We start from the raw sequence: 24,648 nt of genomic DNA, 5'->3' as shown, positions 1-24,648 counted from the left end.
CTATAACATTGAGTGAAATACCTAAGGAGGGTTTACTGTGAAAGATAGATTCCCTAAGTGGTGGGTTTTATACTCTGTTGCAAAGTCTTTATTTTTAAAGTTCGGTATAATCTCTTTCATGCTGATTTTTTTTCTATGCTCCATTTCAATCATCATGGATGAGTACGTACGCCCGGAGGCATATCTATACGCCATAACAAGTTGCTTACTGTTATTCGGTCCATTTGCCATCAATTATGTTATAGCCAAGAAACGCAAAAAAAAGATCCTTGCTGTTGTTGAGAAAATCAAGGAGACAGGGCATTTCAACCCGGAAAGCACTTCTGAGGGCTGGCTCTTCTGGAAAAGTACCTACCTGGGTTTTGACTTTCAGCAAGGAACCTTTTTGTACGTCCGAATCTACCCGGGCAATGTCATGGATGTCATTGGCTTCGATGCTTACAGCCTGACACGTACAGAGGTTGAAGATTCAAAGTTGCGTCTCTTTACAAGGTTCACATCATTGCCGATGATTCCTATCGATACCGGTGCTGCATCCAGTATTGCTAACCATCTGCATGCAATGAACAACAAAGGATACACCTATAACTTCAACTTCCACGATGTCGTGAATAAAAAACGTGCCGAGATCGAATCTCTGACAGGACTACCTGTTCCCATTCTGGCCTGAAACACATCCAATACCCTCCAATAAATAGCCGGTTTAATTGCCGGCTATTTTCATTGATTTCATTAACGCAGATCATCGCTCTGAAAATTCACTTTAAAACAGATGATGATAATAAAAACCACAACCCATCTTATTAATGCCACTCACTAAAACAAAGGAGATCCGTATCAGATCCTCAACAATCTAATATTTGACCAATCAATATAATTTCACCTGCCGTTATTACCAGTAAATACGCTTGCTAACTTTTCGTAAGCTCGGGCTCTGCTGCCCTCTTTTATTCAGTTAGTCTTCATCGTTTTTATTTAGGGAGCTTTTCCATGACATCCGCTCGCGCGGGAACGACTGACCCGCTTGAATTTCTTGGAGCCCTCGCCATCCTGGGCATTATGCTTCTGCTTGTTGCATGGCTGTTCTTGCCTGAGTTTGTGTACTGGTCATGTTTCATTTTGCATACCCTGTGGGGCATGGCTGATTTTGGCCCCTTCCACACCTGGGCCGCACCGCGTTATAACCTGCTGGCCGTCACCGCCAACAATGCCGAAAACATCACTTACGATCAGTGGATCAACGTGATGAAGCAAACGACGGTGATCCTGATGATATTCCTCATTCCCCTGTCTACCGCTTCGCTGTGGAGCTGGTTATGCCATCCTGCACGAAACTGGCAAACGCGACGGGTACTCAATATCAGCACGCTGCCCTTCGCTATGGAAACCATTTCTCCTGCAATTGCCCCCATTCTTAATGAGGGGGATTCCAGTCGCCTGTTGCTTGATAAACGTCGTCCAGAAAGACGTCCGGCACAAAGCCCTGAGGGTTTCGCTGAAGAGCATGAACTCATCAGTAATATGCAGCTCGATGTTGCCCGCTGCCGGGCTGTTTTTATGGCCCAACTGGGGCGTCCACTTAATGGATGGAAAAGTCTCGCCCCTCATGAAAAGGCATTATTCGCAATATTCGGCCTTCAGTTTTTCCTGGACGACCGACCGGCCGCACGTCAATTAATGGATGCCCTGAACCGCTCCTGTCGGATAAAAAGCCGCCGTGATAAGGGGAATTTCTCAGTTCCGGTCTATGCGCTGGCGAGAACCGCTTTTAAGCGCGTCATCCAGAGCGAAGGCGCGAAACAGTGGTTGCGTGAGCACCGTTACGTCAGAAGTGGTCTGGTCTGGCTGTACGCGCATGATTTACGGCTGACACCACCTAACTGGCTATGGCTAAAGGGGGTAGACCGCCCACTCTTCTATGCCCTGCACCGGGCAAACACCACCAAAGGATTTATTGAAGGTGCAGGTATCGTCGCCGTCGCCCGCACCGAGAGCGAGGCTATCCGACTTGGCCTCCCCTGCCCGCAAGCCTGCGTCGATGAAGCCATTGAGGGATTGCGCATCGATATGCTGTCCCTGGGTCTAATCTGGAACGAACCTCAGCCAGACCGCGACCGCAGGCGTCGCATCCGGACCAACTGGTCACTCACGGAAGACGTCATCACTCGCCCGGGTGACGATGACGATCTCATCTTCTGAAATTTCGCTCATTTCTGACGCTAATTATCTTACTGTCTACTGGAGTCTCATTATGTCGCTGGAAAGCACCTACACCACCTTTCGTTGTAACGACACCATTGTGGTTTTACATCAACACGGACATGGTGTTCCTCAGGCTCTGTTCACCTTTCGTGAGCCTCAGCATATGGCCATCCACGATAAAAAGCTCATCGCTTTTTATCCATATTCAGCAGAAGCCGTGACACTTCTTGATGACCCGATGCACGATGCAGCGGAAGTCTTAAACACCATAGCGCGACACCTCAAAACCCAGAGTAAGGCAATAATGAAACGCCGTATTAAGTCCCTTGCCCTGTTTGTGAGCGGCGCGCTGATAGCATCTTCGTTATGGCTCCTGGGTACGGACAACCATTTCTCACTCAATGTGGGAAACCAGACACTGACTATCCCGGCAGAACCAGGCGCAATCGCACCGGCCCGGTCGCGGCAGACTGTTGCTGTTCAGGAGCCAGCCAACCCAGCGGCAGGCAATACAGTCATTCAGGCTGCCCAGGCTGAATCCGACAACATGCAGAATATTATGAAGGAAAGTCATAAATCCTTACCGGCTTCGCCTTCTGAAGCCCTGAAAACAGCACCGGCAGCGGTAACGTCAACCACATCAGTAAAAAAAGAAGCGACGGAACAGCCAGCGCGACAGAAGATGGTGGAAATACTGAAGCGCAGTACCGATCGCGGTCTGTTCACCATCCAGCTCTCAACCGGGCATGAGCGTACGCTGTATGCATTCCTCGATCCAACCTGTGCGGTCTGCAGAAGTATGGAGCCGGCAATCGAACAGCTGGCGCAGCGTTACAACGTTGTTGTATTCCCTGTATCAGTCGTGAATGACGGCGGCGATGCTGTAGAGAAGATCATTCCGGTTTTATGCGAGAAGGACCAGACAGCTCGTGCTGTTGCATGGAGTGATCTTTTCCGACCGGACGCAGGTATGCTGGTTCCGGGACAGACAACACCTCCACAGATGAGCTCAGACTGTTCCGCGTCGGCTCAGGCCGTAGTAGCCGTTAACGATACTGGCTTCCGCACCTTTGGTTTTTCAGGTACGCCGACAGTGCTGACTGACACGGGCATTCGCCTGGCAACGGGCATGCTGACCGCGCCGGATAAAATTGATCACTTCCTGAAAATTACAGATCCAATGTCACCAGAACAGGTCGACCGCTTTGTGAGTTCCCTCAGTATCCAGGAGTAAACCATGAATTATACGCCCGTTAACCAGGCGCTCATGAAGCGCAATGCCTGGAACTCCCCTGTTCTTGAGCTTTTACGCGACCACCTGCTGTATGCCGGCATTATGGCAGGAAGTGTGGTGGCGGGGTTTATCTGGCCACTCGCCATACCGCTTTTGCTTTTGCTGGCCATCGTGGCCAGCATCAGCTTTGGAACACACCGCTGGCGTATGCCCATGCGAATGCCTGTCCACCTGAATAAAGTAGACCCCTCTGAAGATCGGAAGGTACGGCGCAGCCTGTTCAGAAGGTTCCCCTCACTGTTTCAGTATGAAACAACGCAGGAAAGTAAAGGTAAGGGAATATTCTATCTCGGCTACAGGCGAATGAATGATATCGGGCGCGAACTCTGGCTCACCATTGATGACCTGACCCGTCATGTAATGTTCTTTGCCTCGACCGGTGGAGGGAAAACCGAAACCATCTATGCGTGGATGCTCAATTCATTTTGCTGGGGTCGGGGCTTCACCTTTGTTGACGGCAAGGCGCAGAACGACACGGCGCGCACCTGCTACTACCTGGCCCGCCGCTTTGGGCGTGAGGATGATGTGGAGTACATCAACTTCATGAATAGCGGCATGTCCCGCAGTGAGATGATCCACAACGGTGATAAAAGTCGGCCACAGTCTCACCAGTGGAACCCCTTCTGCTATAGCACTGAGGCCTTTGTTGCTGAGACGATGCAATCAATGCTGCCGACCAACGTACAGGGGGGAGAATGGCAGTCCAGAGCAATTGCAATGAACAAGGCGCTGGTTTTTGGCACGAAGTTCTATTGCGTCCGTGAAAACAAAACCATGTCGTTGCAGCTGCTGCGCGAGTTTATGCCACTGGAGAAACTGGCAGAGCTTTACTGCCGTGCCATAGACGATCAATGGCCAGAGGAAGCTGTCTCTCCGCTCTATAATTATCTGGTAGACGTACCGGGTTTCGATATGGCCACCGTTCGCCAGCCTTCAGCCTGGACAGAAGAGCCGCGCAAGCAGCACAGCTACCTGACTGGGCAGTTTCTGGAAACCTTCAACACATTTACGGAAACGTTCGGTAATATCTTCGCTGAGGATGCCGGTGACATTGATATTCGCGACAGCATTCACAGCGACCGGATACTCCTGGTCCTTATCCCGGCAATGAACACCTCTCAGCACACAACCTCTGCACTGGGGAGAATGTTTGTTACCCAGCAGAGCATGATACTGGCCCGGGACCTGGGACATCGTCTGGAAGGGCTAGATTCCGAAGCTCTCGAAATCACCAAATACAAAGGCCCCTTCCCCTACATGAACTATCTCGACGAGGTGGGAGCCTATTATACCGAGCGTATTGCCGTTCAGGCCACACAGGTACGTTCCCTGGACTTTTCTATCGTCATGATGAGCCAGGACCAGGAGCGCATTGAAAGCCAGACCTCAGCCACAAACGTTGCCACCCTGATGCAAAACGCCGGCACTAAGGTTGCGGGTAAAATCGTAAGTGATGATAAAACGGCAAAGACAATCACTAATGCCGCAGGACAGGAAGCCCGGGCGAACATGGTCAGCCTGCAACGGCGTGACGGTATCATTGGTACCTCCTGGATCGATGGCGACCACATCAATATTCAGATGGAGAACAAAATCAATGTGCAGGATCTGATTAAATTGCAGCCAGGTGAGAACTACACGGTGTTTCAGGGCGATCCGGTTCCGGGAGCATCCTTCTACATCGAGCCGCAGGACAAAACGTGCAATGCACCCGTCATTATCAACCGATACATCACGATTAACCCACCGAACCTTAAGCAACTACGTAAACTTGTTCCACGAACAGCGCAGCGCCGTCTTCCTGCTCCGGAGAACGTCAGCAAAATCATTGGTGTTCTGACAGAAAAGCCCTCGCGTCGGCGTAAAGCGGCAAAAGCTGAACCCTGGAAGATAATCGATACCTTTCAGCAGCGTCTGGCCAATCGCCAGGAAGCGCATAATCTGATGACTGAATATGATACGGACCACCGTGGACGGGAAGAAAACCTCTGGGAAGAAGCGCTGGAGGTAATCAGAACAACCACTATGGCAGAACGTACAATACGGTACATCACGCTTAATAAGCCTGAATCGGAACCGACGCAAGTAAGCGCTGAAGAAATTCAGCTCGCACCAGATGCGATACTGAGAACGCTGACACTCCCGCAGCCGGCTTATATTCCTCCTTCCAGATATCGAAACGAGCCATTTATCTCCCCGAAACTGCCTGATTCACCACATCCGGATATGGAGTGGCCAGAGTGATAGTTCAAAAAAATTGTCTTGTTTCAGGAACAGCTGCCGATAAACAAAATGATATAGAAATGAAGGAAATGAAATGAAGAAACTACTATTTGCCGCCCTCTTTGGTATTTCATGCGTTGCCGCTGCAGCGCCCCAGCCCGTTATCGACACCGATGCCGTGGCGCAGCTGACTGAAATCCGTAACATCCTCCTCACGAACCAGCAGAAGGTGTACGCCTGCTCCGATGGCGAGAAGCTTTATACTGTTGGGTTGCAGATAAAACACGATGGTTCTGAATACAAATGTGTTTTAAAGAAAGACCATGCTGAATGGGAATTAGTCCCACGCATCGCATTCAACTAAATAAGGCCGCGAAAGCGGCCTTTTTTTTGACCTGATTATGCTACCCTCCGGATTGGGCACAGATTCACACTATCCCGTTCTGCTGGCAGTACGAGAAATTGATAAGTATGATTGATAAAACAGGGGGCAGAGAATGAACATTCCTAAACAGACACTGGTTTTATCTATTGCAGGTTGCTCACTTCAGTTATTCTTTATTTTCGCTTCTTTCATAGGTGCTGATGATAGTTTTGCTGTCTTCTGGACATCATGCGGCTTTGCCTATGTATTGCTTGCGTTCCATGTAGTCACGGGCGTTGTCGCTTGTTATGACATAAAACATCCTCTAAAAGTTTAAAAGGCCGCATTTGCGGCCTTTTTTATTTCTTATCTGCGGGCTAAATTCCATCTGGTCCCCGAATGCTTATAACGGTGAAGGTGGTTTCCAGTTTGGTCCTGACTCATTGCGCACAGCTTCTGTATTACTCCCCTGATTCGTCATTTCAGCAAAGCGCATCTCGCTTTCAACACGCACCTGGTCGACCTCCGGTCGCGAGATCTGGTATTCACCTTCATCACGGTGGTTCACATTGTGCCATGCCACCATTTTGGCAAAAGCTGTATTGAACTGTTCATTATTCCCTTCCGGAGCCATCGCGACGCTCGGAGAACGGCTGAAGAGAACCGGCGCGACTTTGACCATATCCCGCTTAAGCGCATCGTAATCGCCACTGTTCCGGAAAATAACCCTGTCGCCATAGTCGGTACAAATATGGCGGCCTGTCTCCGGATCGCGGAACTGGACGCGACCGTTCTTCTTCAGTGAAGCCCGCAGGCCAGGAACACCGGAATACATCGGCGTTCCGCCTGGCTCACAGATAACGACACATCGGTTGTCTGTTGTGGATTTCACCGCATTACCACGACGATCCCTGTAATCCCATCCTCTCAGCTGCGATATCGCAGCCTTGTCACCTTTCACCGCTTCAGCTTCAACCCACTGCCGGTAAGACGGCGGATACCATTTCCCCTGCCCGATAAGCTCAGCTCGTTCAGCCTTCATGGTTTCTTTCAGCGCAATCAGTGCCTGCATGCGCTGAAGCTCTGCAATATGATAATGCAGCTTCCTCACCAGAGGGTCACGATGTTCGATACGGATGCGCGCTTTACGTATCCTGCATTCGCCATGAATCGCCTGGTAACGTTCACGGCCATGCAAATCAGGGCGCTGCCAGTTAGCCCGCCAGGCTGCATAACGGGCTTTCAGATCTTCTCGCGCAGCTGCGCGCGCTTCGCGACGCTGGCGACGCAATTCAGGATCACGCTTCATACCCGGAATATCGCGGTCGCTCACGGCCAGTTCCGGATTGTAACGGCTGGCCGGCTTAACACGTTCAAAGATGTCTGCCGGCACCGAAACAAACGAACCAGCATGGGGTTCCGCACGCGCAAGCGTCAGATCAGGATGAACGTGGCTGGCCTTTACAGGGGTCTGTTCGTGATTGTAAGCGTCCATCACAACCAGGCCCTGCTGCTCGCGCATCAGCAACAGCCCCTGACGCGCCAGTAGCTCATGACAGCGTTCCCAGGTAAATTCACCACTACCGATAAGCGACTCAATGTCCTGACGGCAGTGTGAAACCGCATAGCCCCAGAGGCTTTCCTTATCAGAGAAAATCTCACGTTTCAGCGCCCCCTGCGGGCCCGAACCTGTTCGCAGTTTTCGCCATTCCCGGTCGGATACTGGGGTGGCTTCCAGACTGCCGCCGGTGAACTGTTCCGCAGGGGGAACCTGCTGGAAAATGTCTTTCGGTACCGGCTGCCAGCCTCCTTTATACGAGTCCAGAATAGCCTTCGTTAGCGCAGGCCACACACGTTCCGCCCTGACAGGTGTACGCGTTGAGTCATACCCGTCACAGATAACCAGACGGTCATGCTGTTCTTTCAGATACAGTCCAGACTGTGCCAGAAGCGTATGCACTGACTGTATGGTTCGCTGCGTTGGATCCTGATCAAGTGCAATCAGCGGCGCCCGTAAACGTGCGATCGCATAGTCCGATAAGGATTCTTTCTCTGTCATCCGTTCAGGGCGAGACGGCATAATAATCTTGTCTGGTTCATAGCGGCCGACAGCCGGAACTTGCGAGAAAATGTCCTGTACAGGAGGAACAAACTCACCCAGTTTACGAATAAGTTTATCGGTATCAAAGGCGTGTCCAAACGCAGAAAGCGTAACGCCAGGACGTTCACTGTCCCAGCCATCCTTCACTTTTAGCTCGCCGCTCTCCTTTGTCAGGAACAGGCCTTCTTTCGCAAAACGCTGATGGAGAGAAGACCAGTCGGTCACCGGTGACTCCCGTAAACCAGCTATTGCCGTGTCAGCGATATATTCTCTCAGGCTCTGATTACGGCCACGTTTCCAGGCACTTTGACGATCGCGTTCAACAGAGGTACGACGAACAATACGATTATCAGGGGCAATCACATAGCAGCCATTGTCAGGTGAAAACCCATGTTTGAGCTCCAGTTCACGACAGGCCTTACTCAGTTTTTCCTGGCTGTAAGCAAGACGGTTAAGATAACCAGTCTCCGGATGTACGCGATTTACAGCGATGTGAACGTGGAGGTTATCCGTGTCAGTGTGAACGGCAGCAACGAACTGATGACCCGCTAAACCGAGACGGGAAAGTGTATGGCTGACCGAATCGTAAATCTGTTCAGGGCGCGGACTTTCGTGCGACTGCCAGCTCAGAATATAGTGGAATACAGGGTCGCTTTTGTTATGGGCAAACTTCGCTTTACGTGCGGAGAACTCCATTTCTTCAGCTGCACTTTCAATTGATGTGCAATTGTGGAAACAGGTCACACCGTAAAAATTCACCCATTCCCCGCCGTCAGGCATCACGTCAACCAGCGAGATAAACGACTCATCACGCAGTTTAGTAGCGTAGTCAACCAGACGGGAAAAGCGGCTGCTGTGCGGCATTTCTGGCTTTGTTCCGGAAGCTTTAACGGCTTCCATTAAATCATCATCGCGCGGCTCATCACGAACAGAAACGTACGAAACCAGGTCCCCAAAGGAGGACTTGCCGTCTTGTCGTTTCGGTGGAATAACCGGGATCATGATGTTGTTCTTCTCTCCGTGCTAATCGTTGTTCATGAGTTTATTTCTGAGCGTGGTCGACAGTTCTGTTATTGCGACAAGGACCGTGGAGTATTCCTTATCACCCACTCGTTTCCCTTCAACAAAGAGATGCTTTTGCAGTCTCCCCAGCCTTAAAAGCTCGGTCATAAAGCTGTCGTCGATGAGTGAAATCATCTTTCTGTTCATCGCTGCGTTACGGATATAAGCCGATACGCTTTGCCCCACTGCTTCCGCTTTCTGTTCAATCTCTTCGATTTCATCCGGCGTGAATCTCAGGGTCTTGATTACGGTTTTCTGCCGTTTATCACTTCCCCTTCGGGATGCTTTGTCGCTCATGTGTGCTCCTTACTCGGGTGTCGGGGCGGAGCCCTGACCAGGTGGCATTTGTAATATCGTGCGTGCGCGGTATTACAAATGCACATCCTGTCCCGTCTTTCGAGCCATTATACGCTTCGCTGGCTGTTTCGCCTAGTGGCGATTTGACGGCATAGGCAGTGCGGAGCACTGCCACTTTTGAGTGGTCAATGTTATGATTTGGATGACAATATTCTGAAAGGGGTAAGAAGATGAGTAAGAAGGCGTTTTATTCAGATGAAGATATCGAGCTGGCAAAGGTTGCTCTGGCTGGTTTACCGGATCTGACACCTCAGCGCAAATCACAAAAGGAATTTCTGGATGCAATCCGTGATGACCTGTTAGCACTGGTAAAAACCAAAGGTTACACGGTCTCAGACATTAAAGAGACACTAAAAACCACGGGGTATGAAATCAGTGAGAGAGCACTTCGTGAAATCGTTCGTGATGCTGATAAAAACAAACCAGCCCGTAAAAATCGCAGGTCGACGGCAGGAAATTCGTCATCACCAACGAAATAATTCCTGCATCCTGAAGATGTGATGTACTGAAATTTTTCTTACCAGGATGAAATATTTTTTCAGCCTGGTAAGAAGGGAGATGATGTAGAAATTACCATTCAAAGGTCGGAACGTCTGCCAGCATTTCTCCCCATGAAGTAAAATGAACCATGCTGATGTCAGCCTTTATCATGGCAGTGTAAATCACTATTCTCGCCGCTTTTGAAATACCATGATGTTTCAGAATGAGAAGCGGATAACTGACGGCATCAACACGAATGATGTAACCCAGATCGGATTCATGGATCCATTCGCTTTCATACTCGGCGTGACATAGTTCGCTCAGAATCTCGCTATCCCTCCGCGTAATATGGCTCAGACTACATTCCAGAACAGAACGCAAAACTTTGTGATTAAGTTCAGTACGCTGTCCCCATCCGAGCGATGCAGTAACATCCTCCCATGTCCATTTAGGGTTATCAGGAACCTGAGCAGTAAGCTGTTTAAATGGCAAGCTAAGTACCGTCGACAGGTTCAACCCTGATGCAATAATACGCGGATAAAGTTCACTGGCTGTACATGAGGAAATCAGTTCTCCATTCACAAAGAGAGCTTCATCACCGTTATCAAGACGGATACAGGTGACGCCATGAGGCGCACGGGATATGTAGTGTGGCATGTTCCATTTCTTCCAAAAATGTGCCGGATAATACTCCGGCACTGTGTTATTAAATTACCGCCCCGTTGCAGGGCGGTGGTTATCAGGCGTACGCGCGGGAAAGCTCAAGCGTACTCAGGATGTGATCCCATTCAGCCCCGTTAAGTGCTGGAATATGGATCGGTTTATGAATACGCCCGCAACGGACAAGTGATGTCCCCAGTTGTTTCAGATGTGGCGCGATAGCGTCTGGTTTCAACGTTTCGCGGATTTTCCGTGGATGACGGGTTTTAACCCGCTCCTTTACAAAGTATTCGCGACATGCGACGATGAACTGGTCTTTCATAGTGCCTCCTCAGAGTCATTGTGATAACGAGCTGTTACAGCAGCCCGTGTAAACAGGCAGGGCACCCGCCCTGCTTTTTTATTGCCAGTCTTCCGGCAATATCCTGCGCGTCTTACGACGCAAATCTTGCAGGCCATCCGGCCTTTTCTGCCGTCGTCCTTTTCCGTTTTCTTGCAATGAGGGAAATGCCTTCATTACGCTAATGCCCTGACAGGGTGACGATGGAAAGCAGGGGTGAAGGACAGATTATTTGGAGCCTGCGAGAAAAAATCTGGACGGAAAGCGTCAGCGTCCCTTGCTGAACAGAGGCGCTCTGTCAGAGTGCATAAGTAATGAAAGGCTTTCACGGCAGAAACGGACAGGACGGCAGAAGGCGCCGGTTAATCCGGCGTTCCCTTGCGGCCGCCGTGGCGGTCAGTGGGAGCGGCGCTGCCGGAACGGCAGCTGCAAGCGGGATGGGTTCAGGTATCGCTTGCTATCCGTCAGGACGGAGACGCGTGCGGCTCCGCGTAGCGCGGTGGGCGTACGGCCACCACGCGAAGTGCAGGCGACGACCCGGCAGCGACGGGGAGCCGAAGGTACCCAGATGTCAGTCCTGACAACATGCTTTTCGTCGTCATTTAGCATCAAATTAATCCACAAAAAAAAACCAATAAAAGTGCAGAATCTGCACTTTATTCATATGTACTTTCCCACAAAAAAAACACTAAAATAAGTGCAGAATCTGCACTTATTTAGGTATCAGAAAATGACGGGTTACGAACTTCGTTTATGGCGAAAAGGTATGAACTGGAGCAGTGACAGGGCGGCCGAAGAGCTTGGAGTCAGCCTGCGAACATGGAAAGTTTACGAGAAGTCGGAAAAGGTATCGCGGGTAGTAGAGCTGGCAACCGTAACGCTTTCTATCGCTGCTGCTGTTCCTTCCTTCGGACACCGGAAAACCACCAAAGAAAAGATAATTACCATGATCCAGACTCTAACCGGAGCAGCTGGACTCATCGGGAGGCGCTGAGCACCTCCCCTGCCCTTATCAGGCGGCTTTCGATAAATCGCGCATAAAGTCCATCATGGCTTTAAGTCTGCGCTGAGTGTTCAGCTTCGCTTCAAAGTCGTTGAGATAGTAAACAGGCGTATACCGTACACGATTGAACTGCATCGTGAGCGTGTTCCCTGTCACCACCTCCGCCGCAATCCCCAAAAGAGACAACTGGATAAATGCCATATCGGCAGCAACCGGATCAATATCGATGCAACTGGCGAACAGGTGCGCGGACGGATTGATATCAGCCTCAAGCAGACATTCAGCATAGGCAATAATCATTCCTGCCGAACCGCAGGCCGGATCGCTTATCGTCGCGATACCCTCCCGCGTGACCGTCTCTTTGATGCCGGAAACCAGCATTCTGGCCATCATTGACTGGACAGAATAGGGGGTAAAATATTGCCCCATACATCCCGACCCCAGCTCAAGCTCCATAAAAATTGAGCCGATGAAGTCATGGAATTTAGCCTCCAGCGCGCAAACCATCAGACGGAACAACTCATGAAAATTGCGGATATCGTCCGCATCGTATCGCGCGCAGATCTTCCGGCAGTTTTCCGCGTTCTCTGGCGTTCTCACCCGCGCAATATCCAGTTCGCTCGCGGCAAGTCTGACAAAATCGCTGAATACATCCCAGCGGTGAAGGTGGCGGGCAGTCTGGTTAAACAGACTGATAAACTGCTTACGCGCGGTGTCGATGCTGATAAGACGCGGGGGGACTTGCTCTGACTGGACAGCCGGAGCCGTCTGCACGACAGGGCGGGCGGCTCCGCGCCTTTTTGTCTCATTGAAGAAATCGGCAAAGCAAATCTGGGTCATGTTTTTTCTCCTGCCGCCCCGTCAGGGGCGGCGTTGTTGTCAGTTACAGGCGCGGCTCAGTTCAAGCGTGCGCAGCACATGACCCCACTCGCTCCCGCGCATGGCGGGAATACGTACGGATCGCCCCTTTTTCCGGCAGTGCGCAATATGACGCCCCAGTGCCCGCATTTCCGGACTGAGGGCATTGCAGGCGATTTCACCGCGTTTGATACGCACCTGCTTTTTCACGGGCGCGTTTTGAGCCTCCTGCATCTGGACATAGAGGGCGGTTGGTGTAACAATCGAAACTTCACTGAATTGCATGGGTTTGTTCCTTTTAGTGAAAGCCGGATTTTTTCGTTGGAATCGCTCAAATCCGGCGTGGATGGAGCAGGCGTAAGCCTGCTTTTTTCATTTCTGGCTCTGGCTCTCAGGGCTGAATGCTGCTTTCACCTTCGCCACGATATCGGCGTGATTCAGGTTGCTGTAATCACGTACGCGGAAATAACGCTTTCCAATACGGACAAAAATGTCCGTCACGTTCATACAGATCATCTCTGCCAGCATGAAGGTTTCAGTGTCCTGCGCGGTGTCACAACGCCAGTTGATCATCGGTGGGTGCATTCCTGCCGCATCGTGGAATTTGTTCACATCGATTTCCACGGGGGCGATCAGTGCGGACTTTTCACGGCTCAGCCAGTAGGCCATTTCCGATTCGGCGCTGGCGCTGGAATCAAGAGAAGCGAAAGAATCAGTCGTGTGTAAATGCATGGTTTATCTCCTTTTATCAGTACATGCCGGATATCCGGCGTGGGGTTACAGCTGTACGTATTGCAGGTTGCGTTTCAGTTCAAAAAGAAAATCAGGTTGAAACGACCAGGCGCGCCAGTTAAGCGTTCCGTTGGTGCGGATCTCCACCTGCACATCGCCGTATCGGGACACATCGGACACGGTAACAGTGACGCCCTCTTTCAGCGCAGTGGCCTGAGCCACCCACTCCTTCGCGACAGAAACAGGGTTTTGTTCTTCCTCCATCTTCCTGGAAGATTCTTGAGCGGCGGTTTTGACGTTGACGTTTCGTGTGTGCATCCTGGTTTTCTCCTGTGGTGATGGTTGCCCATCTCCCTGGTGAGTTCTCTCGCGGCAAAGGGCAAAGGAGCGACGGCGGGGCGGCAGGAAAAGGGCGCAGACAAAAGTTTTTGCAGTCCCCTGCAAAAAGTTTTGGCGGCGTTCATTTAACCCTTTGGATGACGACCTGACGGTGCTACGACCAGCCCTCCGCGTGAGGACACACGGGGGATGGACTCACGCGGGTGAACAGGATTGCACACACCCGACACGTCGGAACGGCGTGTCGCCATTAGAGCGACGGCTTTGCCGGCGCGGTGAAGGCGTTCCGGACGGTACGGCCGGAGAAGCCGCAGTTGTTGACCTTTGCCATCAGACCCTAGCGATAGCCCGAAACCGCTTGCGGGTTCGGCGGAGACTGGCTGGTGCGTAAGCAGCTGCCTGGCGGAGTGGGGCTCGACGACTGGACCGCCACGCGGGCCAGGAGCCGAAGGTGGCCATTGCCCTGCCCGTCTTTCTGGTTCTGGCCATCACGGAACTGCTGCTGAGAAAATTAACCGGCAGGAAATAGTTCAAAACGGTAAGGGTGAGGCACACGGTGAAGCCCTGCCTGAAGAAAAGCTTCAGCAGACTAATCACAACAGCGTGTATTAACAGGACTAACCGGAGGGAGCAGAGGGGCAGCGCCGGAGGCGCGTCCCCCTTCCCCCGTTCCCCGCAGGGGAACAGCCCTTCCCGGAGGTTCAGGCGTGCGGTCGCGTCAGGAAGGAAAAAGGGGCTGACGGCGAACCGGCAACCCCTTCATAAAGGCGCTTCAGGTATGTCAGAGCAACTCAGCCCTGAAAAGGCGGGGTTTCCCCCGCCTCCAGGTAGCTTACTTACCGGATTCGTAGGCCATAAAAGCCGCCACCTCCCTGTTCGTGTCCCTGTACCGGATTTCGCAGAGCGATTTCCGTGTCAGGTAAGTGAATATCAGCAGTGTGAGACACACTATCAACACACACCAGAGCAGGGTACTTCGTGGCAGTTTCATAGCTTACTTCTCCTTGCCTTTCGGCAGGTAAGCGGCTAATCTGATGTTGTTCAGGCATACAGATTAAGCCTCGTGGTTAATGAGAATTAACTTCGGGGCTTTCTGCTTTCTGCCACACAACACGGCAACAAACCACCTTCACGTCATGAGGCAAAAAGCCTCAAGCGCCATCGCCATTATATCCCGACGAGCCGATTCTGCCCAGGAATAACAGCCTGATTACTGGATAAATCTTCACCTTTGTCTGATTTACTCAGGCTCACTTTTGCCGGTAGACCAGGCGTATATCTGTTCGTCGAGCGCCTCAAGATGCTGATCAATGCTTTCTGCGAGTCGCTCACTTTCTGTTTCCAGCCAGCCGCTTAACCCGTCCCACTCACAGCACATGTCTTTCAGCTTTTCCGACATGGTTTTCAGCTTATTACGCTGGCTGCGGGCTACCTTCAGCTCTGTTTTCCACGGGTTGTTTCTTACGGCCATACCGACCTCAGCGTAATTTTGTTTGGTACCATCCACCGTTCAAGCTCTTTTTCCGCCGGTGTCGAAGACTCCGCCACATCATGTACATCAAGTACAATCTCATGCGCACGGTCGTAGTAAGCCTTCACCAGATGAGATAGTGACGGGCTGCGTTCCGTCCACGCCCACAACATTCGCTGGATGTCATAGTCCCGTATATCCTGCTGGGACCAGAACTCATACCATGCACGCAGTGTCTCCGGTGTCTGAAATGCCAGGTCGATTTCAGCCTGCCCCACGCGGTTCTGGTACTTCTCTTCCTTTTCACGGTGTCGCCGTGATTCCTGACGGGAATAAAGATTATCCTCGCGCACTTCCCGCTGCGTGTGGCGCTCTCTGATGCTGAACGCCTGCTCCGGAAACAGGTTCTGCACCATGTCCCTACCGAGCGGAGGGTAACACAGGCGACCGCGGCTACTGATCAGTATGTCAAACGCCTCTTCATATCGGGCCAGAGAAATTTTATCGCCCTTCAGCCAGTACGCCCCGCGCACCTGGTTGATCGCCTTTCCGCTAATTTTACTGCTACCAGTCAGGAACCGGAAAAATGTTCTGGCATAGGGATACGGCTGCGGGTGTCGGCTTCCGTACTGCCCGCCCCCCTCTTCTACGGCAATAATGGCTCGTAATGCTGCCTCACGCTCCGGCAGTTGCGTGACAAGAGAAAGGTGACGAGGAATCATCAGGCCACCTCCATGCGCAGCGTTGAGAGAATATCGAATATTGAGTACCCATCACTGTCCAGCCTGCTGGTCAGGCTCAGCACATGGTTTATCACAGCAGCGTCAAATTGTGGGCATGAGCGGATACAGGATACTTCCTGCCCTTTTCTCCATACCAACAGCATGATCCAGTCCTGACTAAACTCACCAGGACTACACAGAACCACTTCAAATCGGCCATGAGTGGGCGAAAAACGGATCTGCACGGGAAATAGGCCCCCGAACTCGCTACGATACTCTCCGTTAACATCCCAGTTTGCAGGCGCACTCAGTGCCCCCATAACAGCGTGTGTCATCTCGCGGCGGTAGGAGTAACCAGCGGCGCGGCAGGTTTCGAAATCTTCACCGATCATGGAGGAAAGCTTAAAGTTTGGCATATTCATCAGATATCTCCTTATTGCCGCCCCGCAGGGCGGCTATCCTTATCAGGCGGCAATTGCCGCGTTGTCAGTGTCGGTATCGGTGCTGTCTTTTGCATCAGGCTGCGGTGACTGTAACCATGCAGGAACCCAACGGTTCTGCTTCATAAAGAACTCCGCATGCACTGCCGCGTCGCCTTTCTTCATTTTTTCTGCGTCAGCAGCGGCACCAGTCAGACCTGCATCTTTAAGTGAAGTGACTATCTGTGAATGTTTCAGGCTACCGAAGTAGTTCTCTTTTGTAGGCTGCCACCAGTCGCGAAGGTGAAAACCTATCGCGGCCTCAACCGTATCGAGAGGGCTGCGTGATGTGTGTCCATTATCACGCGTCTGTACACCATCTACGGAACAAGCCGCACAGAAGGCCAGCAATGACATCAGTACCTCTCCGTTCAGGGCGAAGAAGGTCGTGAAGTCCTTCTCCCATCCTGTCGGCAGCAGGGTTTTCAGGCGCTCTTTTTCGGTCATCAGGGCTTCAAACGCTGCGCCCTCTTTACCGGACGGGGCGTTCTCAGTGAGGCTGCTGTGAGAAACGGTCAGGTTGATACGGAACGGATGCGGCGTGGTCACACATCCAGCAAAAACGCAGGTACACATACGCCAGACCATAAGCGCCACAGCCTTTTCAGGTTGCTGCATCAGCGCGGCCTGTACCGCCAGAGTGCGCTCGGATGACATTTTGGTGAGCAGCGGGATGCTGATCCCTTCTGCTGCATCAGGTCGATGCATATGAGTCACGGCAGGAGACTGCGCGGAATCCTCTCCGTTACTGTCATGGTCAGGTAAATCAGACATGCGGCATATACCACGCTGAATACGAAGCGCACCGTGCATGAAGCTCACCACCACGCCTGATTTTGCTTTCAGATCTTCTGTCCACCCACGAAGCTCAGCGGCATGTTCAATGAGGGATATTTCGCTGCTAATGGCCTCGGCTTCATCACTGTCAGGATCCAGAGCGTTAAATTTGTCGGACAGTTCATCGATACGGCGGCTGTCATCTTCGCTGTAGATTGCATCTGGCTCCGGCAGAATGCGGTAGTCCTTTCCGTCAGGTCCGTAAAGGTTAATTGCAGCCAGACGTCCGGTACCCCACATCCAGCCCTCTTTTTGATGGATTTCCTGAGCGATCAATTCAAGTTTTTCCAGTACCAGACGTTCAACAAGCAGACTGTCTACTGTTCCGTCCCCTTCCTGCTCACTGAACAGATCTTCACGGACAATTCCGCCTGCGGCTTCATAAACTTCCCGCCCGATAAATGCGAAACGTGGATGCGAGACAGAAATTTCACTTTCCGTAATACGATTTTTAAGTGCGTTTACGGTAGTGCGTCCCCATTCCTCCTTTACGCTTTCGTAAACAGCAACCTGACGCTCAGGATCGCTTTCAAGACACAACACCTGACACTGTTCAACATCAAGCTGACCTTCTGCCAGAAGTGCAAGCAGTGACGGGGCAAGACTGGCAAGTTTGAGCATGCGCTGGACGTGGCGGGAACCGTACCCAAGCACCTCACCAATCTGCGCGGGAGTTTTTCCCTGCGCCGCCAGCGTACCAAACGCTGTGATCTGCTCGGCAGGGTGCATGGTTTCAAGCTCGTTGTTCTCGGCGTAAGAAGCCTCAACAGCAAGCTCGTCGCTGACACGTTTAACCGGAACCTGATAATCCGGTTTGATACGCCCCATTTCAGACATGAGCGTCAGCGCAGTCAGACGCCGACCACCTGCTGCCACACCGTATTTTCCCTCGGGCAGGGCATGGACAACCAGATTGTGAAGCAGTCCGAGGCTTTCAATGGAGTTAGCCAGTCGCTTAACGCTCTCGGTGGTGTAGGGAATCGTGCGCACGTTCAGCGGTGATTTAATGAGATCGGTCAGCGGAACATACTCAATGACTGCCGCATCGAGGGCAGTTTTCAGCGCCTCGTTTCCGGCAGTTTTATTCTTACTGGTTTTTTTTGGTGCTTTTGATTTAACATCTGCAACTGTCATGATTTAGTACCTCTCAGTATTAATGATTGTCTTGCCCTGCGGAGTGACAGCTCCGACAGGGCACCTTCTTACTGCTGTTTTCTGGCTCTGTAACTGGCAAGAGCGCGGTTAAGCAATGCCCCCACGTCGTTCTCAAAGTTCCACGCGCACTTCGTCAAAAACCCTTCTTCACCCCGCACAACAAGCTGAAAATAAGTACCCTGATCGTTCTCAATACTGACGTTGGTGTACTGCGCCACCAGAGCGGTCGCCTCTTCACGGGTAAACGGCCCCTGAGGCAGCACCACGGGTGCAGTGACGGTACTGCCATTCAACAGAGCCGCCAGTTCGTTTTCTTCGGCGGTGGGTTCGCGCAGCAGCACTGGCTGATTCAGAAATTTCTGTAATGTTTTTCCCACTGAATACTTCCTTTAAAAAAGTGGCTGGTTTTAAAACCCATCACCCGTTGAGTTACGGGAGCCGCGGTTTTGACGTTTCGCGGGAACCTGCTGAACTTTCCCGGGGGATAAAACATCACCCGTTTGAGAACCTTCGCCGCAGGTGCGTAAACGACACCGGCCGAGGCAGATGTCCGGGGCGGACGCAAAAAGTTTTTGCCTGCAAAAAGTTTTGGTGGCCGTGCGTCAGCATTCACCCTGGACAGCCACGAGGACTGTGGCGGTCTCAGCACCCGGAGGAGGGACTCAAAGGGGTGTAAAAGGACCGGATGGAATGGGCAGGGACACGCCGCAATGACGGGAAGCCGCGCGCGGCGAAACGACATTGCCCCCTACATCACGACGGGGTATTTACGGCGTGATGCAGGGAGCGCAGGAAACGGCGCGACTGAGCGGCGCAGCCGGAACGGCTGCTGCAAGCGATGGGGGTTGCGTCATGGGATGGACACCCGCTGCCCCGCAGGGGCCGGGCAGAGACAGCTTTGCTGGCTCTGTGCGAAGCATGACAGCCCGCCCGGACGCCCACTGCAACAAAGGCAATGAGTTTGATTTACAGCATATCTTACTGAAAAAATTACTTTTTATTTGCCTCGGCCATTTCTGAATATTGTGGGTCGCTGGCTTTCGGCAACTGCTGGCTAAGCTGGCGGTAATGGCGCAACCTTTCCAGAAAATATTCGCGAAGCTCTTCGGGCACCTCTCGTGCCACAATTTCCGGCACCACTGGCTGATTTAGCCGCTCTTTAAATGCCACACCTGACGCGGCCAGGTCTACGGCGATCCTGTCCTGATCCTCTTTTGAACGTACCGAAAGATTAAATTCGCTCATGTTTTTCCTCTCTTTCACGCGCCTGCAACGAGATCGTTGCTGACTTTTTCTGCCGGGGCCGTTTGTAGCTGCGCCGCAGGCGCGGTAACAACCGCCGGCAGGCAAAGCCTGCCAGGGTTTTTCGCGCGGGCTAACAGGCGGATGATACCGCCTGCCAGGTTATCAGTTACCTTTTCCACCCTGCAAAATGAAATGACCGCCGATATACACCGCACGCTGGCAGGTCATGTAATAGCATATTTCGTCGATCACCTGCTCCGTTCTTAATTCCCGTTGACCATTTTCACGTCGACGGGCGTTAATTATATTTTTGTACTGACGCAGGATGTCACGGGTCTGTGGATCAAGTTTCATTTTTATTCTCCTTTGTGGCGGGGCCCTGCCCCGCCTCTGACATCAACCGTTGAACACGTAGCCATCCAGAAATACCAGACCATCCAGGAACAAATCCCGCGCCCAGGCTCCCATATCGAAATAGCAACGCAGCGATTCCGGAATGTCATTGAGAAGGCCGCACTCTTCTGCCATAGTCCAGGCGTAGTCCTCTTCGCTCTCAGCTTCTCCGCAATAAGCATCCTCGAAGGCGTCATAATCACACTCTCCGGAGTATTCCACCCAGGCAATAAATGCAGCATCCATACCGTCTTCTACTGCGCGCTTGTAGGCTTCAATGAAATTCCAGTCAACGGAAGATTCGGATGCAAATGCTGACGGGATCCCTTCCCAGTCCTGGAACATGAGTTCCGGGTCGGATTCATTGGCGTGCAGCTCGTTGCAGGCTTCCAGAAACTCTGCTTTATCATCAAAGTCGGTGAGGTCAAACCATTTACCGTAGAGGCTACCGCAGTTGTATTTGTGGTATGTACCTACATAAATCGCCGGGGTGGTAGTGTTCATAAAACTCCTCCAGTGTCTGTGTCGTCTGAGTTCCGGCTTACGCCGTGCCGACACGACAGCCCGACTTCGAGCGGAAGATGCAGGGGCGACACCGGAGGCCGCAGCGCAGATAAAAAGCGATGACGGTCTGGACGGTTCTCCCGCGAATATTGAGCGGGAGAACGACGGGAAGAACGGCATCAGGCGTAAAAATCTGCGACCGGGCGAGGATGGCGGCGGAGCGAACCCTTGCATCTGAAGCGATCGGGCTAAAGTGAAGGCACGGCGTTAGCCGCAGACCGCACGGACGTTTTCACCTGCGTCCCGGTAACATCGTGGAGGGGGCGCCGGTAAAGCGGAGCGTGCGACATCCTTTTCGCAATAAGGCGGGGCGCACTGCCCCGCCCAAAATCAGGCGGCAATCCGGATGCCGGAGAAGGATTTCATCATCGCGTCAATCTCGGTTCGTGCGCTGCTGACCACATCCCGCAGCCAGTGTCTGTCAAACCAGTCGCGGGATGGGCTGTCAGGGTGACGAAGGGCATAAGGCACGTGGGTCTGCCCGACTGTACGGCCATTGCATTCCAGACGGATTTGCAGACGGCGAAAGGTTTCCTTCCCGTCGAGTACCGCTTTAAGACGGGCGTCGAGCGTCTCATTATCCCACTGCGCATCATCCTGCACCTGCTCCACTTCCGTTACTGTCAGGAGGAAATTACGGGTTCGGCGGGTAAATACCAGCGGTTCAGCGGCGGGGCGCAAGGCTTCCATCAGGCGGTATCCGGCGGATGCCACGCAGCTACAGACGTGGTTAATCTCATCACGCAGGGCTTTCAGCAGACAGAGGATATGTTTCGTGGACATACCTTCAGGGCAATTATCATATTCAAGCGAAATGGTTCCGGCATGAGCCTTACGATGCCCCAGCGAATTACGATAAAGGCGGACAATCAGTTCACTTCCTGCCAGTAATGGCAGCAGCACCTTCATTGCCTGATCGGACATCAAACCACGCAGTGCAATCTCAGGTAACAGACGCTGCAACTGTAAAGCATCGAGCTGGCCATAGAACGCAACGCCTTCTCCTCTGGAGTAATTCAGGCTTGTATCGATATCCATGTTGGCTGGCCAGCCGCGGGCTACAAGCGTGTTTCGGGTATGACGGTGCATAAAGCGGTAAGCAATGGTCATGATATTCTCCTCTTCTGAATGCGGCGACGTCTTCGCCGTGCCGACACGACAGCCCGACATCGAGCGGAAAATGCAGGGGCGACACCGGAGGCCGCAGCGCAGATAAAAAGCGATGACGGTCTGGACGGTTCTCCCGCGAATATTGAGCGGGAGAACGACGGGAAGAACGGCATGAAGCAATAAATCACTGCGACCGGGCGAGGATGGCGGCGTAGCGAACCCTTGCATTTGCAGCGTTCGGGCTAAAGTGAAGGCACGGCGCTCACTTCCGCCGCGCCAGCGCGGCATAAAAAGCGGAGTTAACGACATCCTCTTTCGCTGTGAATTGTCACCGGTTGCCGGGGACGCTCCCCCGGCCCGTTCTCAGGCTACCAGCGCGTCTTTCAGTGCGTAGACGTCATTCCTTGCTTCCTTTACGGAATCGGGTTCAGGCCGCCCGGCCTCCCAGGCCATTCCGGCGCGATGCTCCAGCTCACACTCATAGTCGCGCAGGACGCGTGCAAGTAAAGCTGCCGGTACACTCACCTGACGGTTTGCCGCTTCCCGCTGATGGGTCAGGAGATCGCTGATAGTCAGATTATTTACCCCCTCCTGGCGGTATTGCGTCATTTTCATTTCACCAAGCGCCTTCATCACCGCCCGGATTTCAGCCTCGTCCGGTTCTGGCTGGGTTTCACGGCAGGCCACGCTAATCCCCTCTTCCGTCCAGACCAGCAGGACCAGGGGTTCGTCAGACGTGAACATGGTTTCAAGCTGTACACAAAGTTCTTTGCGGGTTCCGTACATCTTTTTATCTCTTTCGTAAGTGGTTACAGGCCGGGCATCAGCCCGGCAGGGTCAGTCAGTCCTGAAAGGTTTCGTCCAGCACCAGGGCTTCGCGGTAGGCTTCCAGAAGCAGGGTGTTGATCCGGCGCAGGGTCTGGGCGGCCATACGTTCAGCCAGCGTTGCCGCGTCGTGCCGGTGCTGAGATTCGAGGCGGTTCAGCAGCATCCGCACGTCACACATGGCATTGCTGAGCGCGGCCACGTCCGCGCGCAGGGATTCAAGGCCCGAGTAGTTCATGCCGCCTCCGGATAATCAGGGTAAAACGTACCGTCATTGGCCGCCGGCATCCTTCTCGCCCGTTCAACCTGTGCCAGACGGCGAACGCCGGCGGCGTGGTACTGCTCAAGCATCTCGATCCCGATATAGCGGCGGCTGGCTTCGGCGGCGGCCACGCAGGTAGAGCCGCTGCCGGCGAACGGGTCAAGGACAATGGCCCCCGGACGCGTGAGCGATTCAATCAGTGGCCGCAGGCTCTGCACCGGCTTCTCCGTCGGATGGTGTCGGTTGCCCGTGTATTTCCAGGGGATCACGTCCGGGATGGGGCGGTCCGGGGTTTGCGGTCGCCCCTTCGCGAGCAGGTAAGCGTTCTCATGGGTGTAGCCCACGAACGTTGATTTGGAGGCATAACTCTTCGCAAAAACGATATGGCCAACAACACGGAACCCGGCCGATTTCCACGCATTGAGAAACAGATCTGCGCGGTTCCATGCGTAAAAGCTCACCATCAGACTGTCGTTTTTGAGTACGCGGTACATTTCGTGGCACGCTGGCTGAAGCCATTCCGACGAATTGTCCCCGGCCAGAGTGCGGCCGGTACGGTCCTTAAAGCCAACCAGATACGGGGGATCGGTAAGAATAAAATCAACGGCACGTGCCGGAAAACGGGACATCACCTGCACGCAGTCACCCAGGATATAACGGGACATAGACACACTCCTCTCTGATATGCGGCACCCTGTTGCGCCGTGCCGCCACAAAAACCCGGCTCTGAGCGGAGGGCGCAGGGGCGACGCCGCAAGCCGCAGCGCAAGCCTTTCACGGGCTGAATGCGCCGTGAAAGGTGCGAACGGGTGAGGACGGAGACAACGTGAACCCTTGCGACCGCAGCGGCCGGGTTAGCGTGAAGGCACGGCGTTGAACACGCCGCCGACTGGCGGCAGAAAGGCGGAGGGCACCGACATCCTTTGGTACTGATTCTGGTAGCTGAAGGCGCCTCCCGTGTATGACAGAATGACCATAAGTGCGTGTCAGTACACCACTTTGTAGGATCATAAGCCTGGTATATTTTGGGACGCCTCCGGCCGGTGGCGCCCTTTCTTCTGTCAGCGCCCCTTTACCTGGTCGATAGCGAACTGCAATGTGTCCCAGTTAAAACCTATGCAGGCATCATGGCTGTGGTAACAGACACGCATAGCATCAGCAATCTCCCCCTCTGTCAGGCTGTCATTAAGGGACAGAAAGTCATCAGCCAGCCAGAACGTTCCCATACACAGTGCATCCGGCGGATACTGCTGTAATCGCGCGATGAGAGCTGCCACGGTTACACCCTCGCGGCTGGCAAATAGCGGCGGCAGCACGCGATCGGCAATGTCATTCCAGCACCACTCTTCGTCCTCCGGAACTGCCTCTTGAATAGTGCAGGTTTCCACACCCGGCATCAGGGAAAGCTGCTCCAGCACCTCACCCATGTAGAGTCGTTCCCCGCTGGCATCCTCACTCCACAGATAATGGTTGTTGATATACACGGCAAATTCGCCGTTATTGAGTTCAATACAGGTCAGTCTGAACATGGTTGTATCCTCAGCATCCGGCACCCAGTTGCGCCGTGCCG

At 52.9% G+C, this 24,648-nt stretch carries 29 protein-coding genes and 1 pseudogene; 7 read left to right on the top strand and 23 right to left on the bottom strand.

What is annotated here, in order from left to right; translation table 11 throughout:
• Positions 1-37: 37 nt before the first annotated feature.
• The 6 genes from excA (at position 38) to AAIE04_RS23480 (ending at position 6,420) form a co-directional block, all read left to right on the top strand.
• Positions 38-670 carry a plasmid IncI1-type surface exclusion protein ExcA gene (excA, locus tag AAIE04_RS23505; RefSeq protein WP_194514681.1) on the top strand — a complete coding sequence of 211 codons (633 nt, stop codon included), beginning with the start codon at positions 38-40 and terminating at the stop codon, positions 668-670.
• A 320-nt stretch (positions 671-990) separates the two neighbouring features.
• Entirely contained in the window at positions 991-2,199 is a 1,209-nt protein-coding gene (locus AAIE04_RS23500; protein WP_045347613.1) for a secretion/conjugation apparatus DotM-related subunit, read from the top strand.
• Complete coding sequence (locus AAIE04_RS23495; protein WP_114078570.1) at positions 2,180-3,436, top strand: thioredoxin fold domain-containing protein; 1,257 nt, start codon at positions 2,180-2,182, stop codon at positions 3,434-3,436. The genes AAIE04_RS23500 and AAIE04_RS23495 overlap by 20 nt, the downstream gene beginning before the upstream one ends.
• Positions 3,437-3,439: 3 nt before the next feature.
• Positions 3,440-5,740, top strand: a complete 2,301-nt coding sequence (gene trbC, locus AAIE04_RS23490) for an F-type conjugative transfer protein TrbC (protein WP_022650006.1) — start codon at positions 3,440-3,442, stop codon at positions 5,738-5,740.
• 73 nt (positions 5,741-5,813) lie between these two features.
• Complete coding sequence (locus AAIE04_RS23485; protein WP_498577762.1) at positions 5,814-6,083, top strand: hypothetical protein; 270 nt, start codon at positions 5,814-5,816, stop codon at positions 6,081-6,083.
• A gap of 133 nt (positions 6,084-6,216) precedes the next feature.
• Positions 6,217-6,420 carry a hypothetical protein gene (locus AAIE04_RS23480; RefSeq protein WP_123839396.1) on the top strand — a complete coding sequence of 68 codons (204 nt, stop codon included), beginning with the start codon at positions 6,217-6,219 and terminating at the stop codon, positions 6,418-6,420.
• A gap of 66 nt (positions 6,421-6,486) precedes the next feature.
• Here AAIE04_RS23480 and AAIE04_RS23475 read toward each other — a convergent pair whose 3' ends face one another.
• Both AAIE04_RS23475 and mobA read right to left on the bottom strand, forming a co-directional pair.
• The gene (locus tag AAIE04_RS23475; RefSeq protein WP_498577761.1) at positions 6,487-9,186 is read right to left on the bottom strand and encodes a relaxase/mobilization nuclease domain-containing protein; all 2,700 of its coding nucleotides are present in this window, start codon (positions 9,184-9,186) and stop codon (positions 6,487-6,489) included.
• A gap of 21 nt (positions 9,187-9,207) precedes the next feature.
• A complete protein-coding gene (mobA, locus tag AAIE04_RS23470) occupies positions 9,208-9,543 on the bottom strand; it encodes a plasmid mobilization protein MobA (RefSeq protein ID WP_311382344.1) in 336 nt (111 codons plus the stop codon).
• 230 nt (positions 9,544-9,773) lie between these two features.
• Here mobA and AAIE04_RS23465 point away from each other — a divergent pair, with 230 nt between their 5' ends.
• Positions 9,774-10,082, top strand: a complete 309-nt coding sequence (locus AAIE04_RS23465; protein WP_032650552.1) for a hypothetical protein — start codon at positions 9,774-9,776, stop codon at positions 10,080-10,082.
• Positions 10,083-10,173: 91 nt separating this feature from the next.
• Here AAIE04_RS23465 and AAIE04_RS23460 read toward each other — a convergent pair whose 3' ends face one another.
• From AAIE04_RS23460 to AAIE04_RS23360, 21 genes and pseudogenes are all read right to left on the bottom strand, one after another.
• Positions 10,174-10,740 carry a DUF5983 family protein gene (locus tag AAIE04_RS23460; RefSeq protein ID WP_498577760.1) on the bottom strand — a complete coding sequence of 189 codons (567 nt, stop codon included), beginning with the start codon at positions 10,738-10,740 and terminating at the stop codon, positions 10,174-10,176.
• A gap of 82 nt (positions 10,741-10,822) precedes the next feature.
• The gene (locus AAIE04_RS23455; RefSeq protein ID WP_498577759.1) at positions 10,823-11,065 is read right to left on the bottom strand and encodes a hypothetical protein; all 243 of its coding nucleotides are present in this window, start codon (positions 11,063-11,065) and stop codon (positions 10,823-10,825) included.
• Between the two features lie 1,030 nt (positions 11,066-12,095).
• A complete protein-coding gene (locus AAIE04_RS23450; protein WP_498577758.1) occupies positions 12,096-12,926 on the bottom strand; it encodes an N-6 DNA methylase in 831 nt (276 codons plus the stop codon).
• A gap of 39 nt (positions 12,927-12,965) precedes the next feature.
• Entirely contained in the window at positions 12,966-13,229 is a 264-nt protein-coding gene (locus tag AAIE04_RS23445; protein ID WP_022650015.1) for a hypothetical protein, read from the bottom strand.
• 87 nt (positions 13,230-13,316) lie between these two features.
• Entirely contained in the window at positions 13,317-13,676 is a 360-nt protein-coding gene (locus AAIE04_RS23440) for a hypothetical protein (RefSeq protein WP_022650016.1), read from the bottom strand.
• A 45-nt stretch (positions 13,677-13,721) separates the two neighbouring features.
• Positions 13,722-13,994, bottom strand: a complete 273-nt coding sequence (locus tag AAIE04_RS23435; protein ID WP_022650017.1) for a hypothetical protein — start codon at positions 13,992-13,994, stop codon at positions 13,722-13,724.
• An 853-nt stretch (positions 13,995-14,847) separates the two neighbouring features.
• Complete coding sequence (locus AAIE04_RS23430) at positions 14,848-14,973, bottom strand: type I toxin-antitoxin system Hok family toxin (RefSeq protein WP_223540704.1); 126 nt, start codon at positions 14,971-14,973, stop codon at positions 14,848-14,850.
• A pseudogene (locus tag AAIE04_RS23425) lies at positions 14,915-15,064 on the bottom strand (DUF5431 family protein); the annotation flags it as partial. The pseudogene AAIE04_RS23425 and the gene AAIE04_RS23430, both read right to left, overlap by 59 nt.
• A 191-nt stretch (positions 15,065-15,255) precedes the next feature.
• Entirely contained in the window at positions 15,256-15,486 is a 231-nt protein-coding gene (locus tag AAIE04_RS23420) for a hypothetical protein (protein WP_498577757.1), read from the bottom strand.
• Positions 15,477-16,208: a plasmid SOS inhibition protein A gene (locus AAIE04_RS23415; protein ID WP_160251414.1), complete on the bottom strand. Its 732-nt coding sequence runs from the start codon at positions 16,206-16,208 to the stop codon at positions 15,477-15,479. The genes AAIE04_RS23420 and AAIE04_RS23415 overlap by 10 nt, the downstream gene beginning before the upstream one ends.
• Positions 16,208-16,630 carry a conjugation system SOS inhibitor PsiB gene (gene psiB, locus AAIE04_RS23410; RefSeq protein WP_120784901.1) on the bottom strand — a complete coding sequence of 141 codons (423 nt, stop codon included), beginning with the start codon at positions 16,628-16,630 and terminating at the stop codon, positions 16,208-16,210. The genes AAIE04_RS23415 and psiB overlap by 1 nt, the downstream gene beginning before the upstream one ends.
• Before the next feature lie 42 nt (positions 16,631-16,672).
• The gene (locus tag AAIE04_RS23405) at positions 16,673-18,658 is read right to left on the bottom strand and encodes a ParB/RepB/Spo0J family partition protein (protein WP_498577756.1); all 1,986 of its coding nucleotides are present in this window, start codon (positions 18,656-18,658) and stop codon (positions 16,673-16,675) included.
• A gap of 68 nt (positions 18,659-18,726) precedes the next feature.
• A complete protein-coding gene (locus tag AAIE04_RS23400; protein WP_032623592.1) occupies positions 18,727-18,972 on the bottom strand; it encodes a DUF905 family protein in 246 nt (81 codons plus the stop codon).
• Between the two features lie 697 nt (positions 18,973-19,669).
• Positions 19,670-19,924 (bottom strand): DNA polymerase III subunit theta, encoded by a 255-nt coding sequence (locus AAIE04_RS23395; RefSeq protein WP_022650024.1) that lies wholly within the window; start codon positions 19,922-19,924, stop codon positions 19,670-19,672.
• Between the two features lie 162 nt (positions 19,925-20,086).
• Positions 20,087-20,278, bottom strand: coding sequence for a hypothetical protein (locus tag AAIE04_RS23390; RefSeq protein WP_022650025.1), 192 nt, complete (start codon positions 20,276-20,278; stop codon positions 20,087-20,089).
• 42 nt (positions 20,279-20,320) lie between these two features.
• Entirely contained in the window at positions 20,321-20,821 is a 501-nt protein-coding gene (locus AAIE04_RS23385) for an antirestriction protein ArdA (RefSeq protein WP_022650026.1), read from the bottom strand.
• Positions 20,822-21,211: 390 nt separating this feature from the next.
• Positions 21,212-22,300, bottom strand: a complete 1,089-nt coding sequence (locus AAIE04_RS23380) for a YubG family protein (protein ID WP_498577755.1) — start codon at positions 22,298-22,300, stop codon at positions 21,212-21,214.
• 54 nt (positions 22,301-22,354) lie between these two features.
• Positions 22,355-22,777 (bottom strand): DUF1380 family protein, encoded by a 423-nt coding sequence (locus tag AAIE04_RS23375; RefSeq protein ID WP_045347629.1) that lies wholly within the window; start codon positions 22,775-22,777, stop codon positions 22,355-22,357.
• A gap of 55 nt (positions 22,778-22,832) precedes the next feature.
• A complete protein-coding gene (locus AAIE04_RS23370) occupies positions 22,833-23,054 on the bottom strand; it encodes a YubE family protein (protein WP_498577754.1) in 222 nt (73 codons plus the stop codon).
• Positions 23,051-23,743 (bottom strand): DNA methylase, encoded by a 693-nt coding sequence (locus tag AAIE04_RS23365; RefSeq protein ID WP_022650030.1) that lies wholly within the window; start codon positions 23,741-23,743, stop codon positions 23,051-23,053. The genes AAIE04_RS23370 and AAIE04_RS23365 overlap by 4 nt, the downstream gene beginning before the upstream one ends.
• A 396-nt stretch (positions 23,744-24,139) precedes the next feature.
• Positions 24,140-24,607, bottom strand: coding sequence for a hypothetical protein (locus tag AAIE04_RS23360; protein WP_498577753.1), 468 nt, complete (start codon positions 24,605-24,607; stop codon positions 24,140-24,142).
• Positions 24,608-24,648: the final 41 nt, after the last annotated feature.

It is taken from the genome of Serratia sp. Ae19-1, assembly GCF_059801225.1.
Note: the sequence above shows the minus strand (reverse complement) of the source record. Positions and strands in the feature narration are given on the sequence as shown.